This window comes from Tabrizicola sp. TH137 (assembly GCF_002855575.1).
In the GTDB taxonomy this organism is placed as follows: domain Bacteria; phylum Pseudomonadota; class Alphaproteobacteria; order Rhodobacterales; family Rhodobacteraceae; genus Paragemmobacter.
On the sequence record NZ_PKRQ01000003.1, the window covers coordinates 400,946 to 423,573 of the forward strand.

The window sequence follows — 22,628 nt, forward strand, 5'->3', positions numbered from 1 at the left end:
GGAAGCCCGCGCCCGGAATGGCAAGCGGTCCTGCAAGCCCCGCCGTCGCAGGGGGGCTTTGCGCCCCCCTCGCCGCGTGCCGCGGCTCACCCCCCGCAGGATATTTTCAGACAGAAAGTGAACAGGACGCAGGCCGTTAAGGTTAACGCGCCGCCCTCGCCTCACTTTCTGTCTTCAAATATCCTCGGGGGTGAATTGGCCGCAGGCCAAGAGGGGGCAGACAGCCCCCTGCACCGGCCCCCCACAGGCGACACGCCGCAGGATCAGACCCGCACCGTCGCAGGCGCCCCCGGCAAGGTCACCTCCAGCAATTCCAGATTGTCTGACGGACCCGCGTATCGCGTGGCCATCCCCGGCGGGATGACGAAGGCATCCCCCGGCGACAGGCGGAACGGGTCCTTCCCCTCGCCCTCCAGCGTGAATTCCCCCGCCATCACGAAGGTGAAGAGGATATCCCCCTCATGCCGCGTCCAGACGGTCTCCCCCCTATCCGGCCGCGCCACCATGACCGAGGCCACGCCCTTCGTCGCATCATGAATGCCGGTATCCCGCGCCACGAAACCCGGCAGGCGGAAAGGTCGGAACACCCCCTCAGCCCCCCGGTCATGGACGAAGCGCTGCCCCTGCCATTCCCGCTCGGGGCGCAGATGCGGCGTCGGCAGTTCCATCTCATGGTCGATCTCGGTGATATGCTCTGCCGGAACGCCGATCTCGATCACCTCGATCCCGTCGCTGGCATGCAGCACCCGATGGCGGATTTCCGGCGGCTGGATGAAGCAATCCCCGGCCGTCAGCCGGATCGGTGGCCCCTGATCCTCATAGACCACATCGACCCAACCGTTGATGCAGAAGATCAGTTGGAACCCCACCTTGTGGAAATGCACCATATCCGGCACCGGCCCGCCATCCGGGATGCGGATATGGCTTGCAATCATCGCGCCGCCCAGCCGCGAGGGCACGAGGTCGCGATACTGCATCCCCGCCCGCCCGATGATCCAGGGCGCCTGTTCCGCCAGCCTGCGCACCACAAAGGCATGTTCCGTCCTGGGCAGCACCAGCGGCGGATTGGCCCGGTCGATCTCCACCCGCGTCCCGTTCGGCGCGATCAGCAGCCGCTCCCCCCCGGCAAAGCCCTCTTCATCCGTCAGGATGCGCACCGTGCCGGGATGCTCCGCCGCCCCCTTCTGGATGCGCAGCCTGAGGCCATGCCCGGACAGCACCGCCACCTCCGGGTTGTCAGCCGGATAGATCATGTCCAGCCGGAACCCCAGTTTCTTCGTCCAGAAGGGCAGGTCATCCCGCAATTCCTGCGTCGGCAGCCGCATCTCGGCCCGGGTTTCGCCTTTGACTTCGAACATCTTTCCCTCCCCTGTCCCCGCGAAGAATGGCCGCGCCCTTCGGGGATTTGCAAGACGGGGCGAAAACGCCTATTGGAAAGAGAGGGAAATGGTTCGACAAAAAATAGTTTAACGTTGAACAAACTGGTGGAGGGGGCGATGGAAGATCACGTCAAGGGCGACGGACGGCAGGAAAACGCGCGTCAGGCGGCACTCGACTATCATGAATTCCCCAAGCCCGGAAAACTCGAAATCCGCGCCACCAAGCCGCTGGCCAATGGCCGCGACCTCTCCCGCGCCTATTCCCCCGGCGTGGCTGAGGCCTGTCTCGAAATCAAGGCTGACCCCGCCACCGCCTCGCGCTACACGGCCCGCGGCAATCTCGTTGCGGTCGTCTCCAACGGCACCGCCGTCCTTGGCCTTGGCAATATCGGCGCGCTGGCCTCCAAGCCCGTGATGGAAGGCAAGGCCGTCCTCTTCAAGAAATTCGCCAATATCGACTGTTTCGACATCGAGCTGAACGAACCCGATCCGGTGAAACTCGCCGATATCGTCTGCGCGCTGGAACCCACCTTCGGCGCGATCAACCTTGAAGATATCAAGGCCCCCGACTGCTTCATCGTCGAAAAGCTCTGCCGCGAACGGATGAACATCCCCGTCTTCCACGATGACCAGCACGGCACCGCCATCGTCGTGGGGGCCGCCGCCACCAATGCCCTCATCGTCGCAGGGAAAAGGTTCGACGAGATCAAGGTCGTCTCCACCGGCGGAGGCGCCGCGGGCATCGCCTGCCTCAACATGCTCCTGAACCTCGGCGTGAAACGCGAAAACGTCTGGCTCTGCGATCTCGCCGGTCTGGTCTATGAGGGCCGGCATGACCAGATGACCGCCCAGAAGGAGGAATTCGCCCAGGGCACCACCCCCGCCACGCTGGCCGACGTGATCGAAGGGGCCGACCTCTTCCTCGGCCTCTCCGGCCCCGGGGTGCTGACGCCCGAGATGGTGGCGAAGATGGCTCCCCGCCCCATTGTCTTCGCCCTCGCCAATCCCACGCCCGAGATCCTGCCCGATCAGGTCCGCGCCGTGGCCCCCGATGCGATCATCGCCACGGGCCGGTCGGACTTCCCCAATCAGGTCAACAACGTTCTCTGCTTCCCCTTCATCTTCCGCGGCGCGCTCGACGTGGGCGCCACCGTCATCAACAAGAAGATGGAGCTTGCCTGCATCGAAGGCATCGCCGCCCTCGCCCGCGCCACCACCAGCGCCGAGGCCGCCGCCGCCTATTCCGGCGAGAAGCTTTCCTTCGGCGCCGATTACCTGATCCCCAAACCCTTCGACCCGCGCCTGATCGGCGTCGTCGCCTCCGCCGTCGCCAAGGCCGCGATGGACTCGGGTGTCGCCACCCGGCCCATCGACGACATCGACGCCTACAAGCGCAAGCTGGACGGCTCCGTCTTCAAATCCGCCCTCATCATGCGCCCGGTCTTCGAAGCGTCCAAGGTCGCCGCCCGCACCATCGTCTTTGCCGAGGGCGAGGATGAACGCGTCCTGCGCGCCGCCCATGCAATGATGGAGGAAACCAACGACATCCCCATCCTCATCGGCCGCCCCGAAGTGGTGGAGATGCGCTGCGAACGTGCGGGCCTTCCCATCCGCCCCGGCCGCGACGTGCATCTGGTGAACCCGGAAAACGATCCCCGCTACCGCGATTACTGGGGCACCTATCACGATCTGATGGCCCGTCGCGGCGTCTCGCCCGATATCGCGCGGGCCGTGATGCGCACAAACACCACTGCCATCGGCGCGGTCATGGTGCATCGGGGAGAGGCCGACAGCCTGATCTGCGGCACCTTCGGGCAATATCACTGGCACCTCAACTATATCCGTCAGGTTCTGGCACGCGGCGGGCTGCATCCCGTGGGCGCGCTCTCGCTCATGATCCTCGAAGACGGCCCGCTCTTCATCGCCGACACGCAGGTCAACCCCGAACCCACGCCGCAGCAGATCATGGAAAGCGTGATCGGCGCCGCCCGCCATGTCCGCCGCTTCGGCCTGACGCCCAAGATCGCGCTCTGCACGCAAAGCCAGTTCGGCAACATGGACAATTCCGCCGCCCAGCGGATGCGCGCCGCGCTCGAACTGCTCGACGCCCGCGAACCCGATTTCTGCTATGAAGGCGAAATGAACGTGGACTCGGCGCTGGATCAGTCGCTGCGCGACCGGCTGCTGCCGAATTCCCGCATGGAAGGCCCGGCCAATGTCCTCGTCTTCGCCTCCACCGATGCGGCGGCGGCCACGCGGAACATCCTCAAGATGAAGGCCAACGGGCTGGAAGTCGGGCCGATCCTGATGGGCATGGGCAACAAGGCCCATATCGTGACCAATTCCATCACCGCGCGTGGGCTTCTGAACATCTCCGCCCTCGCAGGCACCCCGGTCACCCATTACAGCTAGGGCCGCCCCCGTAGGATGGGCCATCCGGCCCATCCCGCGCCCCCAAAGGTAGGATGGGCAATACTGCCCATCCTACGCCTGAGTCGCCGCAAACTTTGCAAACCCCGCCCCGCTTCGCTGTCCTCCGCGAAGCCGCGCCGGAATTGCAAAATTTTGCAGACCACACTTGCAATAATCTGCAAACATATTGCCGCACCCGCCCGCTGTTTCCGGTAACAGCGTTGCGTCACGCCCCCCGCCTCGCGTAACACAACCCAACTCGTGGAGGAGGGCATACAATGGCATACCGTGAACTCTATGCGAAATGGCAGGCCGATCCCGAAGGCTTCTGGCTCGACGCCGCCGGGGCCATCGACTGGATCGAACGCCCCGTCTCGGCCCTCAACGCCTCCCGCGCCCCGCTCTATGAATGGTTCACCGATGCCCGCGTGAACACCTGCTGGAATGCGGTGGACCGCCACGTCATCGCCGGGCGCGGCCAGCAGCCCGCCATCATTCATGACAGCCCCGTCACCGGGACCAAACATGTCATCACCTATGCCGAATTGCAGGACCGCGTCGCCCGCCTCGCCGGTGCCTTGCGCGCCAAGGGCGTCACCAAGGGCGACCGCGTCATCATCTACATGCCGATGGTCCCCGAGGCGCTGGAAGCCATGCTCGCCTGCGGCCGCCTCGGCGCGATCCATTCCGTGGTCTTCGGCGGTTTCGCGGCCAACGAACTCGCCGTCCGCATCGACGACTGCACGCCCAAGGCCATCATCGCCGCCTCCTGCGGGATCGAGCCGAACCGCGTCGTGCATTACAAGCCGCTCCTCGATGCCGCCATCGACATGGCCGCGCACAAGCCCGACTTCTGCGTCATCCTCCAGCGCGAACAGGAAGTGGCGAAACTGATCGAAGGCCGCGACGTCGCCTGGCACAGCTTCCAATATGGCGTAGACCCCGCCGATTGCGTCCCGGTGGAAGGCAACCACCCCGCCTATATCCTCTACACCTCCGGCACCACCGGCGCGCCCAAGGGCGTGGTGCGCCCCACCGCAGGCCATCTCGTGGCCCTGGCCTGGACCATGCGCGCCATCTACAATTGCGGCGTGGGCGATGTCTTCTGGGCCGCCTCCGATGTGGGCTGGGTCGTGGGCCACAGCTATATCTGCTATGCCCCCCTCATCGCGGGCTGCACCACCATCGTCTATGAAGGCAAACCCGTCGGCACCCCCGATGCCGGGGCCTTCTGGCGCGTCATCGCCGAACACAAGGTCCGCGCCTTCTTCACCGCCCCCACCGCGCTCCGCGCCATCAAGCGCGACGATCCCGAAGGCCATCTCGTCAAGAACTACGACCTGACCAATCTCCAGGCCCTCTACCTCGCCGGGGAACGCGCCGATCCCGATACCGTCAACTGGGCGGGCCGCCATCTGGGCGTGCCGGTGGTCGATCACTGGTGGCAGACCGAAACCGGCTATGCCATCGCGGCCAACCCCCTGGGGATCGAACATCTGCCCATCAAGGTCGGCTCCCCCTCCGTCGCCATGCCCGGCTTCGACGTGCAGGTGCTGGACGAAGGCGGCCATCCCGTCGCGCCCGGCCAGCTCGGCGCCATCGCGATCCGGCTGCCCTTGCCCCCCGGCACCCTTCCCACCCTCTGGAACGCCGAGGACCGCTTCCGCAAATCCTACCTCTCCCATTTCCCCGGCTTTTATGAAACCGGCGATGCGGGCTATATCGACGAAGACGGCTATCTCTACATCATGGCCCGCACCGACGATGTCATCAACGTCGCAGGCCACCGCCTGTCCACCGGCGCGATGGAAGAGGTGCTGGGCTTTCACAAGGACGTCGCCGAATGCGCCGTGATCGGCGTGTCGGATGACCTCAAGGGCCAGTCACCGCTGGGCTTCCTCTGCCTCAACAAGGGCTGCACCCGCCCGGCGGAAGAGATCGTGAAGGAATGCGTCGCCCTGATGCGCGAAAAGATCGGCCCCGTCGCCGATTTCAAGCGCGCCGTGGTGGTGGACCGCCTGCCCAAGACCCGCTCGGGGAAAATCCTGCGCGGCACCATGGTCAAGATCGCCGACGGGCAACCCTTCAAGATGCCCGCCACCATCGACGATCCCGCCATCCTCGACGAGATCCGCACCGCCCTGCAAAGCCTCGGCCTCGCGCGCGGATAGCCGCGCACCGCCGGGCCGCGGCGTCCCGGCACTGGACAAAGACCGGCGCACCGATACTCTGGCGCGCATGCAGGATCTGCAAGCGCGCCGCCCCATCCCTGTCCGCATCCCGCCCCGCGCCCCATGCCGAGGCGTGCAGCCATGACCCATGCCCCAGCCGCCGACATAATCGGCGATGGCCAGAGGCTCTCCGACATCCTCGCCCTCGCCGGACCCGACACCGCCCCCCTGATCCTGCGCCAGATGCAGGCCGATCTCGCCTCCGTCGCCACCGCCCTCACCGCCGCGCTCGACGCCGGGGACTGGACGGTCATCCGCGCCCAGACCCATGTCCTCATCTCCCTCGCCGGCACGATCGGCGCGGATCGGCTGCATGCGCTGGCCATCGACCTGAACACCGCCGCCCATGGCCGCAGCGAACGCCAGGCCGCCGCCCTCTCGGCCCCGCTCCTCGCCGATCTCGACAGCCTGCGCCGCCTCCTCGCCGCCCGCCCGCCCTGCGCCACCACGCCCGCCACCACAACCGCCAGCACGCCCCCCCGCAAGACCGCGCCATGACCGACCAGCCCCCCCTCCTCCTGATCGAGGACACGCCCTCGCTCCAGATGGTCTATCGCTCGGTCCTCGCCAATGCGGGCCACGCCGTCCGCTGCGCCGGCACCGCCCGCGAAGGCCTCGCCGCCTTCCGCGAAAGCGGCGCGACGGTGGTCCTCCTCGACCTGATGCTCCCCGACCGTGATGGTCTGGAACTGATGCAGGACATGCTCACCCTCCGCCCCGAGGTGAATGTCATCGTCATCACCGCCAACGGCTCCATCAACAAGGCGGTCGAAGCGATGCGCGCCGGCGCGCATGAATTCCTCGTCAAACCCTTCGACGAAACCCGCTTCCTCGGCGCGGTGGACAATGCCCTCGCCGGGCGCAGCCCCCGCCGCGGCACGGCCGCCGCCGCCGCCCCCCCCGTCACCACCAGCCCGCCCCGCCCGGCCGCCATCGCCGCCGCCCTTCCCACCAGCCAGCAGCCCCCCGCCCCCGGCGGCATCTTCGTCGGCACCTCCGACACGATGGCCCGCATCCATGCCAAGATCCGCTCCGTCGCCCGCTCCATGGCCACCGTCTTCATCACCGGCGAAAGCGGCACCGGCAAGGAACTCTGCGCCCTCGCCGTCCATGACAATTCCCCCCGCGCCACCGGCCCCTTCATCGCGCTCAACTGCGGCGCCATCCCGCAGGATCTGCTCGAATCCGAAGTTTTCGGCCATATGAAAGGCAGCTTCACCGGCGCCATCTCCGACAAGCCCGGCGCCGCCGCCGCCGCCGATGGCGGCACGCTCTTCCTCGATGAAATCTGCGAGATGGCCCCCGCCCTGCAGACCAAGCTCCTGCGCTTCCTGCAAACCTCCACGGTGCAGCCCGTCGGCGCCACCCGCCCGCGCAAGGTCAATGTCCGCATCGTCTGCGCCACCAACCAGGACCCGCTCGATGCCGTCCGCCGCGGCCAGTTCCGCGAAGACCTCTACTACCGCCTCTTCGTCGTGCCGATCCACATGCCCCCCCTGCGCGAAAGGGGCGACGACGTCATCGAGATCGCCGAAGAGGCGCTCGCCCGCTTCGCCGCCGAGGAAGGCCGTCACTTCGACGGCCTCTCCCCCGAAGTGGCCGCCCTCTTCCGCCGCCTCCCCTGGCCCGGCAATGTGCGCCAGCTTCTGAACGTCATCCGCCATGTCGTGGTGATGAACGAAGGCGGCCGCGTCACCCTCGACATGCTGCCCCATATCGTCGCTGATGACGGCAACCGGCAGGCCCCCGCCGCCAGCACGGCCCTCGCCCCGCCCGAACCCATGGTCGAAGGGCTGGTCGGCAAACCCCTGGCCGAAATCGAACGTCTGGTGATCGAGGCGACGCTGCGCCGCTTTGACGGCTCTGTCCCCAAGGCCGCCCGCGTCCTCGACCTCGCGCCCTCCACCCTTTATCGCAAGATCGAAGGCTGGAAAGACGCGTAGGATGGGCGATACCGCCCATCCTGCCGTCGCGCAGGGCGGGGTTAACCCCGCCCTACCCGATCACGAAAACACCCGCCGCAGCGCGGGAACCTGCCGCAACAGCACCAGATCCAGCAGGATCACCGCGGCAATCGCCGCACCGCCCAGCGGGAAGGCGATCCCCAGCACCACGACCAGCGCCGCCGCCCCCCACCAGAAGGCCAGCCCCTGCGGCGCAGGCGGCGCGGCAAGGCGCAAGGCCCCCTCGGGCCGCCGCTTCCACCACATCACCAGCCCCGACACCGGCAGGAAGATCATCGACAGGCAGAAGACCGTGTTCAGCGCCAGGTTCCACACCCCCATGTCGCCCTCGTGGAAGGCGATGCCATAGGCCATCGCCTTGGCCCAGGGGCTGTAATCGGCATAGCCCACATCGGCCAGCACATTGCCGGTATACTGGTCCACATGGATCGTGCGATCCGCGCTCGGGTCCGGCCCGTCATTCGACATGCTGTCATGGCTGATCGTCCAGACCGCCGTCTCGTCGCCCGGAATGGCAAGCTGGAACCGCCCGTTGAACCCAAGGCTCCGCGCGAAGGCGACCAGCCCGTCGATATCCACCGCGCCGGTCACCGCCTGCGTGCCGGCAAGCGACCCACTCTCCGGCAGCGGCGTCTGTTCCAGACCCCAGGGCACTTCCTTCGCCGCGCCATGGTTCATCTCGGCATGGGTCTTGTCCGACAAGGGCACCGCATCCCATTTCTCCGCCGGGAAGGTGGACCAGGCCTGCACCATCTTGCCGCCCCAGATGCCCGCCCAGCTCAGGCCGGAAATCAGGAAGACCAGCAGGATGACCGACATCCACATCCCCACCGCGCCATGCAGCGCCTTCCAGGCCCCGCGCGAGGTGAAGGCAATCTTCGGCAACAGCGTCTCGCGCCATCCTGCGCCCCGGCGCGGCCAATGCAGCCAGACGCCCGTGACGACAAGGATCACCCCCAGCGACGCCGCCGCCTCGATCAGCCAATCGCCCAGATCACCGATCAGCAGCGTGCCATGGATCTCGGTCGCGAAATCATACCAGCCCGCGCGCCAGGGGAAGGTCTCCACCACCTCGCCGGTATAGGGGTTCAGGACCACGGTCACATCGCCCGCCTCGCCCGCCACCTGAAAGACGGCGACGCGATCCGCCGCCATCGGCTCGATATAGGTCACCGCCGCGCCACCCGGCACCGCGGCCTCCGCCGCCGCCTCCAGCGCCGAAACGGCCATCGGCGCTTCGCCCGGCACGATCACCGTCCGCTCGCCATTGATCTCCGTCATCGCCGAAATCCACAGCATGATCAGGCCGGTCACCGCCAGCATCATCAGGAAGGGAAAGACGTAGAGAGAGCAGTAGAAATGCCAGCGCCACACCGTGAAATAGCGCCGTTCCGTCGCCGCTGCGGCGACATTGTCCGTCGTGGAAACCATCGCGGTTCCTCCTTGTCCAGAAGCCGGCCGCCGCACCGCGCGGCAGCCTGAAAGTCGCATCAGGAAAGAAGGATGGACGGCGGCCCCCGCGCCGGGGGGAACAGAACGGGCGATGCAGGTGCAACAGGGTCGGCCTGGGCAAAGGCCAGGGTCTCGGCCCGTCCCATCGGCGCAGGGCTCACGCCCGCCGCCACGGCGACCAGGACACCCGCCTTCTGCAACATGCAGGCCGGGCACTCGATCAGCGCATGGCCACCGCCATGCCCCTCTTCGCCCGCCACATGGCAAAGGTCCTCCAGCGACCCGCCCGCCTGAAGGAACAGCGCCAGCGCCGCCGCTTCGCCCGGACGTTCCACCGGACGATGCGCCGCCCCCGTCCCGGCCAGAACAAAGGCCAGGATCAGGGCCAGACAGGCCCGCAGGAGCCAAGGGAAACGCGCCAACACCATGCCGTAGCGCTAACGCAGCTTATCCCCGCCGATCAAGGGCCAAAGGTCCAACAATCCGCCACAGATTCAGGTTATGGCCTGGCCAGGTGGTCATAGTCACAGCACGGCGCCAAGGCCCCGCAGCCCCCGACTCACCCCCCGCAGAATGGTTAACGCCCGCTTTCCCCACCGCGCGTGGCCACAGTTTGCGGCACAGAATGCGGCACACAATGCGGCACGGCCGTTTCCCGCAAATCCGGACAGTAAACCCAGCGCGCGCAAGGGGTTACCGGTTGGAGATTGGGGGTTAGACAAATTGCTCGTTGATCAGCCGCTCTTCCAGCCCATGCCCCGGATCAAAGAGTATCCGATGCCGCACCCCCGGCTCCGACCGGATCTCCACACTCGCCACCTCGCGCACCGATCCCCGGCTGTCGGCATCCGCCATCACCGGACGTTTCGCCGCCTCCAGCACCTCCAGCCGCACCACCGCCGTCTTGGGGATCAGCGCCCCCCGCCACCGCCTTGGCCGGAAGGCCGCCATCGCCGTCAGGGCCAGCACATCCGCCCCGATGGGCAGGATCGGCCCATGCGCCGAATAGTTGTAAGCCGTTGATCCCGCAGGCGTCGCCACCAGAGCGCCATCGCAGACCAGTTCTTCCATCCGCACCCGCCCATCCACGATCACCCGCAGCTTGGCCGCCTGCGGCCCGGCCCGCAACAGGCTCACCTCATTGATGGCCAACGCCTGATGCACCGTCCCATCCACCCCCACGGCGCGCATCCGCAGCGGATTGATCACCGCCTCCTCGGCCGCCGCAAGCCGCTCCGGCAGGTCGCCCGGCTGGTAGGTGTTCATCAGAAAGCCGATCGTCCCGCAATTCATGCCATAAACGGGCAGAGCCATCGCCTGCGTCTCATGCAGGGTCTGCAACATGAATCCGTCGCCCCCAAGGGCCACCACCACATCGGCCTTTTCCACCTCCGCCTGCCCATAGCGCGCCGTCAGCACCCGCAGCGCCTCCACCGCCGCCGGTGCCGTCGATGCCCTGAAGGCAATCCGTCCAAAGGCCATCGCCAGTCCCCTTTTCCCGCAGGCCCTGCCCGCCCCCCATCCTTGCGGGGCAAGCGCCGCAAACTCAACCCCCGCCCGCCGCTCCCATCGGCGCCGATCCGCCCGCCACGCACAATTATTTCGCACGAGCCACGTTTGGAGTCGTTTTCCTGCCTTCCCGCAGCCCACCCGTTGCGCTAGATGCTGCCCAAGCCCGCAAATGCCGTCCATCGTCATGAGGAGTGCCCATGAACGCCCCCCACCGCGACTCCGGATTCTTCACCGAACCGCTTGCCACCCGCGACCCGGAGCTTTTCGGCGCGGTCACCCAGGAACTCGGCCGCCAGCGGCACGAGATCGAACTCATCGCGTCGGAGAACATCGTCTCCCGCGCCGTGATGGAGGCGCAAGGCTCCGTCATGACCAACAAATATGCCGAAGGCTATCCCGGCAAGCGCTATTATGGCGGCTGCCAATACGTTGATATCGCGGAAAATCTCGCCATCGAACGGGCCTGCAAGCTGTTCGGCTGCGGCTTCGCCAACGTGCAGCCCAATTCCGGCTCTCAGGCAAATCAGGGCGTGTTCCAGGCGCTGATCCAGCCCGGCGACACCATCCTCGGCATGTCGCTCGATGCCGGTGGCCACCTCACCCACGGCGCCGCGCCCAACCAGTCGGGCAAGTGGTTCAAGGCCGTGCAATACGGCGTGCGCAAACAGGACCTCGAACTGAACTACGATCAGGTCGCGGAACTCGCCGCCGAACACAAGCCCAAGCTCATCATCGCCGGCGGCTCCGCCATCCCGCGCGTGATCGACTTCAAGCGGATGCGCGAAATTGCCGATAGCGTCGGCGCCTATCTCCTTGTGGACATGGCACATTTCGCGGGCCTCGTGGCGGCGGGCCTCTACCCCTCGCCCTTCCCGCATGCCCATGTCGCCACCACCACCACGCATAAAACCCTGCGTGGCCCGCGCGGCGGCATGATCCTGACCGACGATGAAACCATCGCCAAGAAGGTCAATTCCGCCATCTTCCCGGGCATCCAGGGCGGCCCCCTGATGCATGTCATCGCCGCCAAGGCCGTCGCCTTCGGCGAGGCGCTGCGCCCCGAATTCGTCACCTACCAGAAGCAGGTCATCGCCAATGCCAAGGCCCTGGCGGATGAGCTGATGAAGGGCGGTCTCGACATCGTCACCGGCGGCACCGACACGCATCTGATGCTGGTGGACCTGCGCCCCAAGGGTGTGAAGGGCAACGCCACCGAAAAGGCCCTCGGCCGCGCCCACATCACCTGCAACAAGAACGGCATCCCCTTCGACACGGAAAAGCCCACCATCACCTCCGGCGTCCGCCTCGGCACCCCCGCCGGCACGACGCGCGGCTTCGGTGAGGGCGAATTCCGCCAGATCGGCCGCTGGATCACCGAAGTCGTGGACGGCCTCGCCGCCAATGGCGAAGACGGCAACTCCACCGTCGAAGCCAAGGTCAAGGCCGAGGTGGAGGCGCTCTGCCAGCGCTTCCCGATCTATCCCAACCTCTGATCCCTCTGCATTCGCAGGGAAAAAGGGGCGCAGGCCGCAGCCTGCGCCCCTTTTCGCATTGACGCCTCCCCCGGCGGCGGGCCACCCTTGACGGCAAGGTCAGCCGCAGGTCCGCATGCCCCCCGATCCCCGCTATGCCCCGCTGTTCCAGCCGCTTCGGATCGGCCCCGTCACCGCCCCCAACCGCTTCTGGCAGGTTCCCCATTGCTCGGGCATGGGCAACCAGCACCCCGCCACCCTCGCCGCCATGCGCGGGGTCAAGGCCGAAGGCGGCTGGGGCGTGGTCAACAGCGAATACTGCTCCATCCACCCCAGTTCGGACGACACGCCCGCCCCCTATTGCAGCCTCTGGGACGAAGGCGACACCGCCAACATGGCCGCCATGGCCGATGCCGTCCACGCCCATGGCGCACTGGCGGGGGTGGAACTGTGGCATGGCGGCGGGCGCAGCGCGAATGTCCTCAGCCGCGCGGCGGCGCTTGGCCCCGAAAGCATCCTCGCCGAAACCGGCCCCTGGCAAAGCCAGCGGATGGATCGCAAGGATATCAAAGACCTGCGCGACTGGCACCGCGCCGCCGCCCTGCGCGCCAAGGCCGCCGATTTCGACATCGTCTATGTCTATGCCGCCCATACCTACCTGCTGGCGCAATTCCTCGACCCCGCGCTGAACCGCCGCGCCGATGACCACGGGCGCGATTTCGACGCCCGCACCCGCCTGATCCGCGACCTCGTGTCAGACACCCGCGATGCCGTGGGCGACCGCGCCGCCATCGCCATCCGCATCGAGGTGACGGATGAAGACGGCACCGGCAGCGCAGCCCGCGCCGAATTCCTGGGCCGCATCGCCCCCCTTGTCGATGTCTTCGACGTCACGATCCCGGATTACGGGGTGGAAATGGGCCCGTCCCGCTTCGTCAAGGAAGCCGCGCTGGAATCCCATATCGCCCATGTCCGCAGCGCCACCGGCAAACCCGTCGTCTCCGTCGGGCGCTTCACCAGCCCCGACACGATGCTTTCGCAACTCCGCCGCGGCATCCTCGATTTCATCGGTGCCGCGCGCCCCTCCATCGCCGACCCCTTCCTTCCCGCCAAGATCCGCGACGGCCGGCTCGACGACATCCGCGAATGCATTGGCTGCAACATCTGCTACGCCCATGACGGCCTCGGCGCCCCCATCCGCTGCACGCAGAACCCCACGATGGGCGAGGAATGGCGTCAGGGCTGGCATCCCGACCGCGTCCCCGCCCTCATCGGCACCGCAGACCCTGTCCTGATCGTGGGGGCAGGCCCCGCAGGGCTGGAGGCCGCCGTCACCCTTGGCCAGCGCGGCATCCCCGTGGTTCTGGCCGAGGCGGGCGAACCCGGCGGCCGCGTCACCCGCGAGGCGCGGCTTCCCGGCCTGGCGGAATGGGGCCGGGTGATCGACTGGCGGCTCACGCAAATCGCCAAGCTGCCGCAGGTCACCCTCTATCCCGGCAGCCGGATGACCCCGGACGACATCCGCGATACGGGCCTCTCCCATGTCATGATCGCCACCGGCAGTCTCTGGCGCGCCGATGGGCGCGGGCGCAGCCATCCGGGCGGCGTGCCCTGCTTTGCAGATCCCCGCACCCTGACCCCCGATCATATCCTCGACGGCACCCGCCCGCCCGGCGGTCCCATCGTGATCTTCGACGACGAAGGCTATCACATCGCCGCTGGACTTGCCGATCTGCTGGCGGCAGAAGGCCATGATGTCGCTTATGTTTCTCCCGCAGGCAGCGTAGCGTCCTGGACCTCCTACACCGTCGAACAGTCCCGCCTTCAGGCCCGGCTGATCGACCGGAACGTCACCCTCCGCCTCGGCCAGATCGTCTCCGCCCTCGGACCCGGCACCGCCACCCTGGCCTGCGCCCATACCGGGCGCGAGACGATCATCCCCTGCACGACCCTGATCCCCGTCACCTCGCGCGAACCGCAGGATGCGCTCTATCTCGCGCTCCAGGACAGGGGCCTCACAACCCTGTCCCGCATCGGCGATGCCCGCGCGCCCGGGCTCATCGCCCATGCCATCCATGATGCGCATGGCGTCGCCCGCGCCCATCTGACCCCCGCCCCGCCACCGCGCCGCGAACGCCCCGTCCTGCCGCGCCGATGACCCTGCGCGACACCCGCAGCCTCGAACACCGCCTCGGCGACGCCGCCCGCGCCCGCCTGCCGTTGCCCCTGGCCGAATTCGCGCTCTTCGTCCTGAAACAGGGCTGGGCCTGCCTCTTCGGCGGCCTGATGCTCGCCGCCATAATCGGATCGAAACTGATCTGGCAGCCCGACTGGCCGCTTCACCGCTATGACGCGCTCTTCCTCTTCGCCCTTGCCACGCAGGCGGCCTTCCTCTGGCTGAAGCTGGAAACCTGGGAAGAGGCGCGGGTCATCCTCCTGTTCCACCTCACCGGCACGGCGATGGAATGGTTCAAGGTCGCCGCAGGGTCCTGGGACTATCCCGAACCCGCGCTGCTCAAGCTGATGGGCGTGCCGCTCTTTTCCGGCTTCATGTATGCCGCCGTGGGCAGCTACATCGCCCGCGTGATCCGCATCTTCGACATGCGCTTCACGCCCTATCCGCCCTTTGCCCTGACCCTGATCCTCGCCCTGGCGATCTACGCGAATTTCTTCGCCCACCACTATCTGCCGGACATCCGCTTCGGGCTTTTCGCAGCAACGCTGATCCTCTTCGCCCGCACCCGCGTCTGGTTCCGCATCACGGACAGGCACCACTGGATGCCCATGCCCCTCGCGGCCTTCCTCGCCGCCCTCGCGCTCTGGATCGCCGAGAATGTCGGCACCCTCACCGGCACATGGCTCTATTCCGGGCAGGTGCCGGGGCAACTGGTCAGCCTCGGCAAGCTCGGCTCCTGGTATCTGCTGCTCTATGTCTCTTTCGCCACCGTGACGGTGGTCAGCCGGGGCGCACTGGGCGGCCCGGCGCCCGGGCCTCAGATCAGGCCCGCATAGGCCAGCCCCGCATAAAGCATCAACAGCGACAGAACCGCCGTCAGCCCGCCCTGCAACAGACCCCGCAACAGGCCCGGTCCGTGGCTGCCGGGACGGATCTCCTGGATATGCCGCAGGCAGAGGCGGTAATCGTCGTCAAAGCGATGGGCGTCGATATCCACGATCCCGCCCGTCTGCGCCTTCCGTTCCGCCACGGCCACCCGCCGCGCCGCCCGGCGCGCCTCGGAGGGCAGCATCCGCGAGGCCCGGCGCAGGCGAGGCCCCAGACGCGGGCCGGTCTCCGGCCCCTTGACGCCGACACGTTCCTCCAGCAACTCGGCTATGCGTCCTGCCTTTTGCAGGATGATGATCGCACTCGCAGCCATGTTCGCACCCCTTAACGGATTGTGGCAGAATAATGGCCTGATTGCGGCGGAACAATGCCAAGGGGCGGAAACGACCCTGTCACCAATTGGAAACAATGCTGAACCTGATCCATCACCCCGCCGCCGAAACCGCCGAGAAGCCGCCCCTCGTCATCGCCCATGGCCTCTTCGGATCGGGCCGCAACTGGGGTGTGATCGCCCGCCGCCTTGCCGACCGCCGCGCGGTCTTCGCCGTGGACATGCGCAATCACGGCGACAGCCCCCGCGCAGCGTCCCACCGCTATCCCGACCTCGCCGCCGACCTGGCCGAGGTGATCCGCCATATCGGCGCGCCCGCCGATCTTCTGGGCCATTCCATGGGTGGCAAGGCCGCAATGCAGCTTGCCCTGACCCAGCCCGACCTCGTCCGCCGCCTCGTCGTCGCCGACATCGCCCCGGTCGCCTATACGCATGACCAGACCCGCCATATCGACGCGATGCGCGCACTCGATCTGGCCGATCTCACCTCACGGGCCGAAGCAGACCGCCGCCTCGCCGCCACGGTCGAAGACCCGGCGCTGCGGGCATTCTTCCTGCAATCGCTGGACCTCAAGGCCGAAGGCGGGCCGCGCTGGCGGCTCAATCTCGATGTGCTGGAGGCCGAGATGCCCCATATCGTCGGCTGGCCCGGCACAACGGGCCAGTTCGACCGCCCCACCCTCTTCCTGACCGGCGCGCAAAGCCATTACGTGCGGCCCGAACACCGCGACAGGATCCGCGCCCATTTCCCCGCCGCCCGCTTTGCCCGCATCCCCGATGCGGGCCACTGGCTTCATGCCGAAAAGCCCCGCGAATTCGAGGAAACGGTGCGCGTCTTCCTCGACGCGCCCGATCGGGCCTGACGCGGCACAGCTCAGAACAGGATGTCGTCCAGCGTTTCCTCCGCCACGGCCTCCTGCGGCGCCACCACGGGGGCAAGGCCTGCCCCGATCACCCCGTCATGGATCGCCCGCTCCGCCTGCATCGTATAGCGGGCCCGCTGGCGGGCCAGAACCTCGGCCTCATGCGTGCCTTCGACCATGGGCAGCACCGGATCGGCCAGCATCATCCGCCGCAGCAGAAGGCTGCTTTCCAGCTTCGCCAGATCATCCAGCGCCCGCCGGAAGGTCTCCAGCCGCTCCGCCGCCTGACCCAGCTTGAGGGGCAGCGCCTTGCCGCCCGCATCGAAGCCGCGCGCCGTGTCGCTGACAACCCGGTCGATCTGGCCCATCGCCTCGTTCAGCGCCTCGGCATCGCCGATGAATCCCGACAGCGCCCCTTCCAGACGGTCCACCCCGGCCTGACCGGCCTCGCGGGTGCGGTTTCGCGTCTCGGCCAGATTGCCCTGCAACCGCTGCACGATGGCATCGCTCTCATCGGTCAAGGTCCGCAGCCATTGCGCCAATTCCCGCAGCGACCGCCCCTCCTCGCCCAGCTTGGCGCAGATCAGCACGGCGTTCAGCCCCGACAGACGCACCTGCTGCGCGATCTGCCGGATCGTCGCCTCGTGCTTCAGGATCAGGTCCAGCCGCCCGCGCAACTCTTCCGCCCTTGCGCGCATCACCGAAAGGTTCCGCCGCACCCGCGCCAGACTGGCCGACAGCGCCTCGGCATCCCCCGACGTGCCATCCGCCGCCGTTCCTGCGCCATTGCGCCCGGCCTTGGCGAAGTAAAAGCTCCGCGCCGCCTGCATCGCCTGCTCGGCGCTCGACCGCACCGCCGCAAGTGCCGTGACCGACACGCCGACCTCGGACTCCGCATCCTCCCGCGCCGCCGCCGAAAGCGCCCGCGCCAGATCGACCAGCACCGCCTCCAGCCCCGATCCGGGCACCATGGACGCCTCGGCCAGCACCTCGCGCACCCGATCCAGCCGCTGCCGCGTGCTGTCGCCGGTCTGCAAGGCCATGATCATCCGCGACACTTCCGAAAAGACGGTGCGCATCCGCGTCGCCAGATCGGCACTCATCCGCGTCATCTCGGCCCGGCCATCCTGCACCGATTGCGCGATGGCGGCAAAGCGCGTCAGCCGCGGCAGGACATGCAGCATCAGTTCCTGCCGCAATTCCTGCAACGAGGCTTCCATCGCCCCGGTGTCATGCCCGATCCCCACCATCGCATCCTTCACCTCGGTCAGGATGCTTTCGGCCTCCGAGGCCATCACCGCCAGCCGCTCGATGAAGGAATTCACCTGCGGCCGCGGCGGCACCAGCCCGTTGCCCTGGATGCGCGCATTGATCGACACGTTGGAAATGGTCCGCACCACGCGGTCCAGTTCGTTCACCTCCACCCGCACGCTGCGCACCGCGCCGCGCAGCGCCTCGGCATCGCGGCTGAACATGTCGAAATCGGCCCGGATCACCTCCACATTGGCAAAGGTCTCCTCGATCAGCGAGGCAAGCTGCGCGCTCGTCTCATCGCCCAGCGTCACGTCCAGACGGGCGAAAAGCTGCTCGGTCCCGCGCAGGATCTCCACGGCCCCCGAAAGGGCATCGCCCGCCTGGACGAAGGTCTCCTCGCTGATCCGCAGCACCCCTTCCAGAGGGTCGGCCAGCGGCTGGCGCAGCTTCGGGGTCGGGATGGGGGTCGCGATCGTCATGCCTGCACTCCTGCCCTGTGGCGGCGGGCGAAATTCATGATCGCAGCCGCCATCTTGTCGAGGGGCAGGGTCTGCCCCGCACTGCCCATCCGCACCGCCTCGCGCGGCATTCCGTAAACCACCGAACTCGCCTCGTCCTGCGCGATGGTCGTGCATCCGGCCGCCTTCATCTCGCCCAGGCAGCGCGCTCCGTCATCGCCCATCCCCGTCAGGATGACGCCCAGGGCATTGGCCCCCGCCGCTCCAGCCGCCGACCGGAACAGCACATCGACCGAGGGGCGGTGACGGCTGACATAGGGCCCCTGCACGACCGACACGCGATACCCGCCCGTCAACCGGCGCAGCACCATATGCTGGTCGCCCGGTGCAATCAGCACCTCGCCCTGTCCGACCGAGGCACCATCCACCGCTTCCGAAACCTTCACCTTGCACAGCCCGTCCAGCCGCCGCGCGAAAGCGGCGGTGAAACCGGCGGGCATGTGCTGGACGATGCAGATCGCCGGCGCATCCGGCGGCAAGGCCACCAGCACCTGCCGCAGCGCCTCGGTCCCCCCGGTCGAGGCGCCGATACAGACGATGGGCTCCGTCGTCGGCACCGGGCGCGAAAGGTTCGGCGGCGGCAGGATCTCGTCCGCCGTCAGCTTCGGCCCCGGCGCCCGCAGCGCTCCGGGCAGCAGGCCCGCGCGTCCGCCCCGCGTCTGCGCCGCCGCACGCAGCGCATCGCAGATGCGCACCTGCGCCTCGGCCCGCGCCCGTTCATCCCCGGCCGAAGGCTTCAGGATCACGTCCACCGCGCCCGCCTCCAGCGCCGCGATGCTCTGGTCCGACCCGCGCGCCGTCAGCCCCGAACAGATCACCACCGGCAGCGGCTTCTGCGCCATGATCTTCTTCAGGAAGGTCATCCCGTCCATGCCCGGCAGTTCCAGGTCCAGCAGGATCACGTCAGGCAGCCCGTCGCGCATCACCTTGGCCGCCTCGAAGGCATCAATGCACATGGCCATCACCGAAAGCCCCGGATCGCTTTCGACGATCGCCCGCAGCATCGCCCGCGCCGACGCGCTGTCGTCCACGATAAGGACCTTAGCCGTTTCCGATGATTTCAGGGGCATGTCACACCTTCTTGAAAATCGTGGGGCGGACCTGCCGCAGCATGGGGTGCCGCACCACCATGCTTTCGGCATGACCGACGATCAGGTAACCACCGGGCAGCAGATGCCCGGTCAGCCGGTCCACCACCCCCTCCTTGTCCGCCTGATCGAAATAGATCAGGATGTTGCGCAGCATCACCACATCGACATCGCGATCGACAGGATACCGCTTGTCCATCAGGTTCAGGTGGCGGAACCGCACATTGCGGCGCAGCTCCGGCACCACCCGCGACTTTCCCGCGACACTGGGATCGTCCGACGTCAGGAAATACCGCCGCTGCAAGGCCTGCGGCACCGTGGTCAACTGATCATTGGCATAGATCGCCGCCTGCGCCCGCTCCACCATCCGCTGGCTCAGATCGGTGCCGAGGATCGCCCAGTCGCAGCCCTTCCCGGCCCGCCGCGCCTCTTCCAGCACCATCGCCGCCGTATAGGCCTCCGCCCCTTCCGACGCCGCCGCCGACCACAGCTTGAACCGCGCGGACGCACCGGCCCGGACCTGCGCCATCTTCTCGGCCAGGACCACATCGGTCAGGAAGGTGAAATGCTCCGCCTCGCGGAAAAAGCTCGTAGTATTGGTGGTGATCAGGTCGATGACCTGTCCCAGCTCGTCCTTGGGCAGCGCCCCGGCAAGAAGCTGCGACAGATAGGCTTCCGTATCCGGCAAGCCGAAGGCCACGACGCGACGCCGCAACCGCTGGTCGATCATCTGCACCTTGTGCGGGGGCAGGCTGATCCCCGTGATCGACCGGATCAGGTCGCGAAACCGGTCGCTGGCCTGTTGAACATTCTCACTCAGCATAGCCCCATTCTCATCTGGTCTGGGCCGTTACGGCCGTGGCGCTGTCGCCCCCCGGACAGGCCGGGGGGCAGTTCGGGCAGAACGCAGGGCTCAGGCCGCCACGCTGTCCAGTTCGGCGCGGGTGCCCCCGCCCGCCGCGGCCACGATGTCGGGCTTGGCAAACAGCCGGTCCAGATCAAGCACGCTCACCACCGCACCGCGGCAGCGCGCGATGCCGGCCACCGCGCTGCCTGTCCAGCGCAGCAGTTCCGCCTCCGCCAGCGGCTTCAGCTCCGGCTCGTCCAGGGCCGTCACCTCGATCACCCGGTCGGTCTTGATGCCCAGGACGATCTGCACGCCCTCATGGGCGACCTGCACCACAAGGATACGGCTCTGCGCCGTATCCTCGGTGTCCGGGCGCCCCAGCAGGCGGCGCAGGTCCACCACCGGGACATTGGCCCCCCTCAGGTCGATCACCCCCAGAAGATAGGCCGGGGTGCTCGGCAGCGGGGCCACCGGGCGCAGGTCCAGAATTTCCTGCACCCGACCGACAGGCACCGCATACAGCGCCTCATCGGCAACGAAGGTAACGACAGTCGCGCTCTCGCTCATCTTCCCTCCTCAGGCCGCATCGCGGCGCTTGAATCTAGCATCCAGATCATCGGCCGACTCATGGCCCAGATCGAAATCGAACCCACCCTCGACCGGTGCCGCCGCCTTGGCCCGTGCCGCAGGCCGCGCCTCGACAGGGGCCTTGGCCGTCACCGCGCTGCGCCCGGCCTCTTCGCCCGTGCGGAAGAACGCGATCGCCTCGGCCAGCATCTCGGCCTGGCTCGCCAACTCCGTCGCGCTGGACGACAGCTCTTCCGAGGCCGAGGTGTTCTCCTGCGTGACCTTGTCGAGCTGCTGGATCGACAGGCTGATCTGCGACGAACCGGTCGCCAGTTCGCGCGAGGCGGTGGAAATCTCGGTCACCAGCGCCGAGGTCTTCTCGATGTCCGGCACCAGTCCCTGAAGCATTTCGCCCGCGCTGGCCGCCGTGCGCACCGTGCTGGCCGACAGGGACGAGATTTCCGCCGCCGCCGTCTGGCTGCGTTCGGCCAGCTTGCGCACCTCGGCCGCCACCACCGCGAAGCCGCGGCCGTGCTCGCCCGCCCGCGCCGCTTCCACCGCCGCATTCAGCGCCAGAAGGTCGGTCTGCCGCGCGATTTCCTGCACGATCATGATCCGGTCCGCGATGGTCTGCATCGCCTGCACGGCTTCCGCCACGGCCTTGCCGCTGGCCCGCGCATCCTCGGCCGACTTCACCGCCATCTTCTCGGTGATGGTCGCATTCTCGGCGCTCTGCTTGATGTTCGCCGCCATCTGCTCCACCGCCGACGACGCCTCTTCGGTGGACGAAGCCTGCTCCGTCGCGCCCTGGCTCAGTTCCTGCGAGGTCGAGGCCATCTGCGTGGACCCCGACGCCACATTGCGCGCCGACTGGTTCACGCGGGCCACGACGTCGCGCAGCTTCACCACCATCTCGTTCTGCGCCTTCAGCAGATCGGCAATCTCGTCATTGCTGCGCAGGTCCGCCGTCTTGCGCAGATCGCCCTCGGCAATCGACGACGCCAGTTCGACCGACTCTTTCAACCCGCGCGACAGCCCGCGCATGATCCAGAACGCCGCCGCCGCAGACACGACGGCAGACGCCGCGAACAGCGCGATCATCACGGTCCGGGCCGAAGCATATTCCGCATTCGTCAGGTCCTCGTTCTCCGTCGCAATGCCGCGGATGATCGTCCGCAACTCGCCCAGAACGCGGACGATGTTGTCCCCGATCACGTCCAGGTCCTTGTGATAGAGCGTGTTGGCCTGATCGCCATTGCCCGCCAGCTCAAGGGCGATGATCTCCTTGTTCATCGCATAGGCGGCCTTGTGCAGCGCCTCGAACTCGTCGATCTTGGCGAAGATGTCCTCGCGGGTCGTCTGCGACCGCAGATCGGCAATCAGTTCATCCACCCGCGCCGCCCCGGCATCCACCGCCGCGACCAGATCCGGAATATGGTTCGGCGGCGCATCCGGCAGCCCGATCAGAACCAGCCCCACATTCTGCCGCACCATGAGCTTTTCCGTCACAATGTCCTCGACCTCAAGCAACCGCGTGATGTCGCGGTTCACCGTCTCGGCGTAGCGGTCATTCGCACCGCCCAGATACATGACGGCCATACCCGTCGATGCGCCCCAAAGCGCAAAGACAAGGGCGAAGGTCGCCGCCAGCTTGGTCTTGATCGTCAGTCTCAT

Annotated in this window: 18 protein-coding genes; 8 read left to right on the forward strand and 10 right to left on the reverse strand. The window is 67.3% G+C overall.

Annotation, left to right across the window (positions count from 1 at the left end):
• Window positions 1-263: 263 nt before the first annotated feature.
• Window positions 264-1,358, reverse strand: a complete 1,095-nt coding sequence (locus C0V75_RS11855; protein ID WP_101921130.1) for a cupin domain-containing protein — start codon at window positions 1,356-1,358, stop codon at window positions 264-266.
• Between the two features lie 138 nt (window positions 1,359-1,496).
• On the opposite strand from C0V75_RS11855, the gene C0V75_RS11860 reads away from it, so the two are divergent.
• From C0V75_RS11860 to C0V75_RS11875, 4 genes are all read left to right on the forward strand, one after another.
• Complete coding sequence (locus tag C0V75_RS11860) at window positions 1,497-3,791, forward strand: NADP-dependent malic enzyme (RefSeq protein ID WP_101921311.1); 2,295 nt, start codon at window positions 1,497-1,499, stop codon at window positions 3,789-3,791.
• A 278-nt stretch (window positions 3,792-4,069) separates the two neighbouring features.
• The gene (locus C0V75_RS11865) at window positions 4,070-5,962 is read left to right on the forward strand and encodes a propionyl-CoA synthetase (RefSeq protein WP_101921131.1); all 1,893 of its coding nucleotides are present in this window, start codon (window positions 4,070-4,072) and stop codon (window positions 5,960-5,962) included.
• Window positions 5,963-6,103: 141 nt separating this feature from the next.
• Window positions 6,104-6,520 carry a hypothetical protein gene (locus tag C0V75_RS11870; RefSeq protein ID WP_101921132.1) on the forward strand — a complete coding sequence of 139 codons (417 nt, stop codon included), beginning with the start codon at window positions 6,104-6,106 and terminating at the stop codon, window positions 6,518-6,520.
• Window positions 6,517-7,965 (forward strand): sigma-54 dependent transcriptional regulator, encoded by a 1,449-nt coding sequence (locus tag C0V75_RS11875; RefSeq protein ID WP_101921133.1) that lies wholly within the window; start codon window positions 6,517-6,519, stop codon window positions 7,963-7,965. The genes C0V75_RS11870 and C0V75_RS11875 overlap by 4 nt, the downstream gene beginning before the upstream one ends.
• Before the next feature lie 60 nt (window positions 7,966-8,025).
• Here the strand turns inward: C0V75_RS11875 and C0V75_RS11880 are convergent, their stop codons facing one another.
• The 3 genes from C0V75_RS11880 to C0V75_RS11890 all read right to left on the reverse strand — a co-directional run bounded on the left by C0V75_RS11880 (window position 8,026) and on the right by C0V75_RS11890 (window position 10,920).
• Window positions 8,026-9,417 (reverse strand): PepSY domain-containing protein, encoded by a 1,392-nt coding sequence (locus tag C0V75_RS11880; RefSeq protein WP_101921134.1) that lies wholly within the window; start codon window positions 9,415-9,417, stop codon window positions 8,026-8,028.
• Window positions 9,418-9,476: 59 nt separating this feature from the next.
• Window positions 9,477-9,866 (reverse strand): hypothetical protein, encoded by a 390-nt coding sequence (locus C0V75_RS11885; protein ID WP_101921135.1) that lies wholly within the window; start codon window positions 9,864-9,866, stop codon window positions 9,477-9,479.
• Window positions 9,867-10,152: 286 nt separating this feature from the next.
• On the reverse strand, window positions 10,153-10,920 hold the full coding sequence (locus tag C0V75_RS11890) for an NAD kinase (RefSeq protein WP_101921136.1): 768 nt from the start codon (window positions 10,918-10,920) through the stop codon (window positions 10,153-10,155).
• Between the two features lie 227 nt (window positions 10,921-11,147).
• Between C0V75_RS11890 and glyA the strand changes: the two genes are divergently transcribed.
• The 3 genes from glyA (at window position 11,148) to C0V75_RS11905 (ending at window position 15,434) form a co-directional block, all read left to right on the forward strand.
• On the forward strand, window positions 11,148-12,443 hold the full coding sequence (glyA, locus tag C0V75_RS11895) for a serine hydroxymethyltransferase (RefSeq protein ID WP_101921137.1): 1,296 nt from the start codon (window positions 11,148-11,150) through the stop codon (window positions 12,441-12,443).
• A 115-nt stretch (window positions 12,444-12,558) separates the two neighbouring features.
• Complete coding sequence (locus C0V75_RS11900; protein WP_101921138.1) at window positions 12,559-14,580, forward strand: NAD(P)-binding protein; 2,022 nt, start codon at window positions 12,559-12,561, stop codon at window positions 14,578-14,580.
• A complete protein-coding gene (locus C0V75_RS11905) occupies window positions 14,577-15,434 on the forward strand; it encodes a DUF817 domain-containing protein (protein WP_101921139.1) in 858 nt (285 codons plus the stop codon). The genes C0V75_RS11900 and C0V75_RS11905 overlap by 4 nt, the downstream gene beginning before the upstream one ends.
• Here the strand turns inward: C0V75_RS11905 and C0V75_RS11910 are convergent.
• Entirely contained in the window at window positions 15,416-15,799 is a 384-nt protein-coding gene (locus C0V75_RS11910; RefSeq protein ID WP_101921140.1) for a hypothetical protein, read from the reverse strand. The two genes, C0V75_RS11905 and C0V75_RS11910, sit on opposite strands and share 19 nt — an antisense overlap.
• A gap of 95 nt (window positions 15,800-15,894) precedes the next feature.
• Here C0V75_RS11910 and C0V75_RS11915 point away from each other — a divergent pair, with 95 nt between their 5' ends.
• Window positions 15,895-16,680 (forward strand): alpha/beta fold hydrolase, encoded by a 786-nt coding sequence (locus C0V75_RS11915; RefSeq protein WP_101921141.1) that lies wholly within the window; start codon window positions 15,895-15,897, stop codon window positions 16,678-16,680.
• A gap of 11 nt (window positions 16,681-16,691) precedes the next feature.
• Here the strand turns inward: C0V75_RS11915 and C0V75_RS22980 are convergent, their stop codons facing one another.
• The 5 genes from C0V75_RS22980 to C0V75_RS11940 all read right to left on the reverse strand — a co-directional run bounded on the left by C0V75_RS22980 (window position 16,692) and on the right by C0V75_RS11940 (window position 22,628).
• Window positions 16,692-18,413: a hypothetical protein gene (locus C0V75_RS22980; RefSeq protein ID WP_158241833.1), complete on the reverse strand. Its 1,722-nt coding sequence runs from the start codon at window positions 18,411-18,413 to the stop codon at window positions 16,692-16,694.
• Entirely contained in the window at window positions 18,410-19,522 is a 1,113-nt protein-coding gene (locus C0V75_RS11925; protein ID WP_101921142.1) for a chemotaxis response regulator protein-glutamate methylesterase, read from the reverse strand. The genes C0V75_RS22980 and C0V75_RS11925 overlap by 4 nt, the downstream gene beginning before the upstream one ends.
• Window position 19,523: 1 nt before the next feature.
• The gene (locus C0V75_RS11930; RefSeq protein WP_254216450.1) at window positions 19,524-20,363 is read right to left on the reverse strand and encodes a protein-glutamate O-methyltransferase CheR; all 840 of its coding nucleotides are present in this window, start codon (window positions 20,361-20,363) and stop codon (window positions 19,524-19,526) included.
• A gap of 90 nt (window positions 20,364-20,453) precedes the next feature.
• The gene (locus C0V75_RS11935; protein ID WP_173861067.1) at window positions 20,454-20,954 is read right to left on the reverse strand and encodes a chemotaxis protein CheW; all 501 of its coding nucleotides are present in this window, start codon (window positions 20,952-20,954) and stop codon (window positions 20,454-20,456) included.
• Window positions 20,955-20,963: 9 nt separating this feature from the next.
• Window positions 20,964-22,628: a methyl-accepting chemotaxis protein gene (locus tag C0V75_RS11940; RefSeq protein WP_101921143.1), complete on the reverse strand. Its 1,665-nt coding sequence runs from the start codon at window positions 22,626-22,628 to the stop codon at window positions 20,964-20,966.

Bases quoted from the DNA above. Each gene is read 5' to 3' on its own strand.
- C0V75_RS11855 (WP_101921130.1), bottom strand. From the start codon at position 1,358: ATGTTCGAAGTCAAAGGCGAAACCCGGGCCGAGATGCGGCTGCCGACG.
- C0V75_RS11860 (WP_101921311.1), top strand. From the start codon at position 1,497: ATGGAAGATCACGTCAAGGGCGACGGACGGCAGGAAAACGCGCGTCAG.
- C0V75_RS11865 (WP_101921131.1), top strand. From the start codon at position 4,070: ATGGCATACCGTGAACTCTATGCGAAATGGCAGGCCGATCCCGAAGGC.
- C0V75_RS11870 (WP_101921132.1), top strand. From the start codon at position 6,104: ATGACCCATGCCCCAGCCGCCGACATAATCGGCGATGGCCAGAGGCTC.
- C0V75_RS11875 (WP_101921133.1), top strand. From the start codon at position 6,517: ATGACCGACCAGCCCCCCCTCCTCCTGATCGAGGACACGCCCTCGCTC.
- C0V75_RS11880 (WP_101921134.1), bottom strand. From the start codon at position 9,417: ATGGTTTCCACGACGGACAATGTCGCCGCAGCGGCGACGGAACGGCGC.
- C0V75_RS11885 (WP_101921135.1), bottom strand. From the start codon at position 9,866: ATGGTGTTGGCGCGTTTCCCTTGGCTCCTGCGGGCCTGTCTGGCCCTG.
- C0V75_RS11890 (WP_101921136.1), bottom strand. From the start codon at position 10,920: ATGGCCTTTGGACGGATTGCCTTCAGGGCATCGACGGCACCGGCGGCG.
- glyA (WP_101921137.1), top strand. From the start codon at position 11,148: ATGAACGCCCCCCACCGCGACTCCGGATTCTTCACCGAACCGCTTGCC.
- C0V75_RS11900 (WP_101921138.1), top strand. From the start codon at position 12,559: ATGCCCCCCGATCCCCGCTATGCCCCGCTGTTCCAGCCGCTTCGGATC.
- C0V75_RS11905 (WP_101921139.1), top strand. From the start codon at position 14,577: ATGACCCTGCGCGACACCCGCAGCCTCGAACACCGCCTCGGCGACGCC.
- C0V75_RS11910 (WP_101921140.1), bottom strand. From the start codon at position 15,799: ATGGCTGCGAGTGCGATCATCATCCTGCAAAAGGCAGGACGCATAGCC.
- C0V75_RS11915 (WP_101921141.1), top strand. From the start codon at position 15,895: ATGCTGAACCTGATCCATCACCCCGCCGCCGAAACCGCCGAGAAGCCG.
- C0V75_RS22980 (WP_158241833.1), bottom strand. From the start codon at position 18,413: ATGACGATCGCGACCCCCATCCCGACCCCGAAGCTGCGCCAGCCGCTG.
- C0V75_RS11925 (WP_101921142.1), bottom strand. From the start codon at position 19,522: ATGCCCCTGAAATCATCGGAAACGGCTAAGGTCCTTATCGTGGACGAC.
- C0V75_RS11930 (WP_254216450.1), bottom strand. From the start codon at position 20,363: ATGCTGAGTGAGAATGTTCAACAGGCCAGCGACCGGTTTCGCGACCTG.
- C0V75_RS11935 (WP_173861067.1), bottom strand. From the start codon at position 20,954: ATGAGCGAGAGCGCGACTGTCGTTACCTTCGTTGCCGATGAGGCGCTG.
- C0V75_RS11940 (WP_101921143.1), bottom strand. From the start codon at position 22,628: ATGAGACTGACGATCAAGACCAAGCTGGCGGCGACCTTCGCCCTTGTC.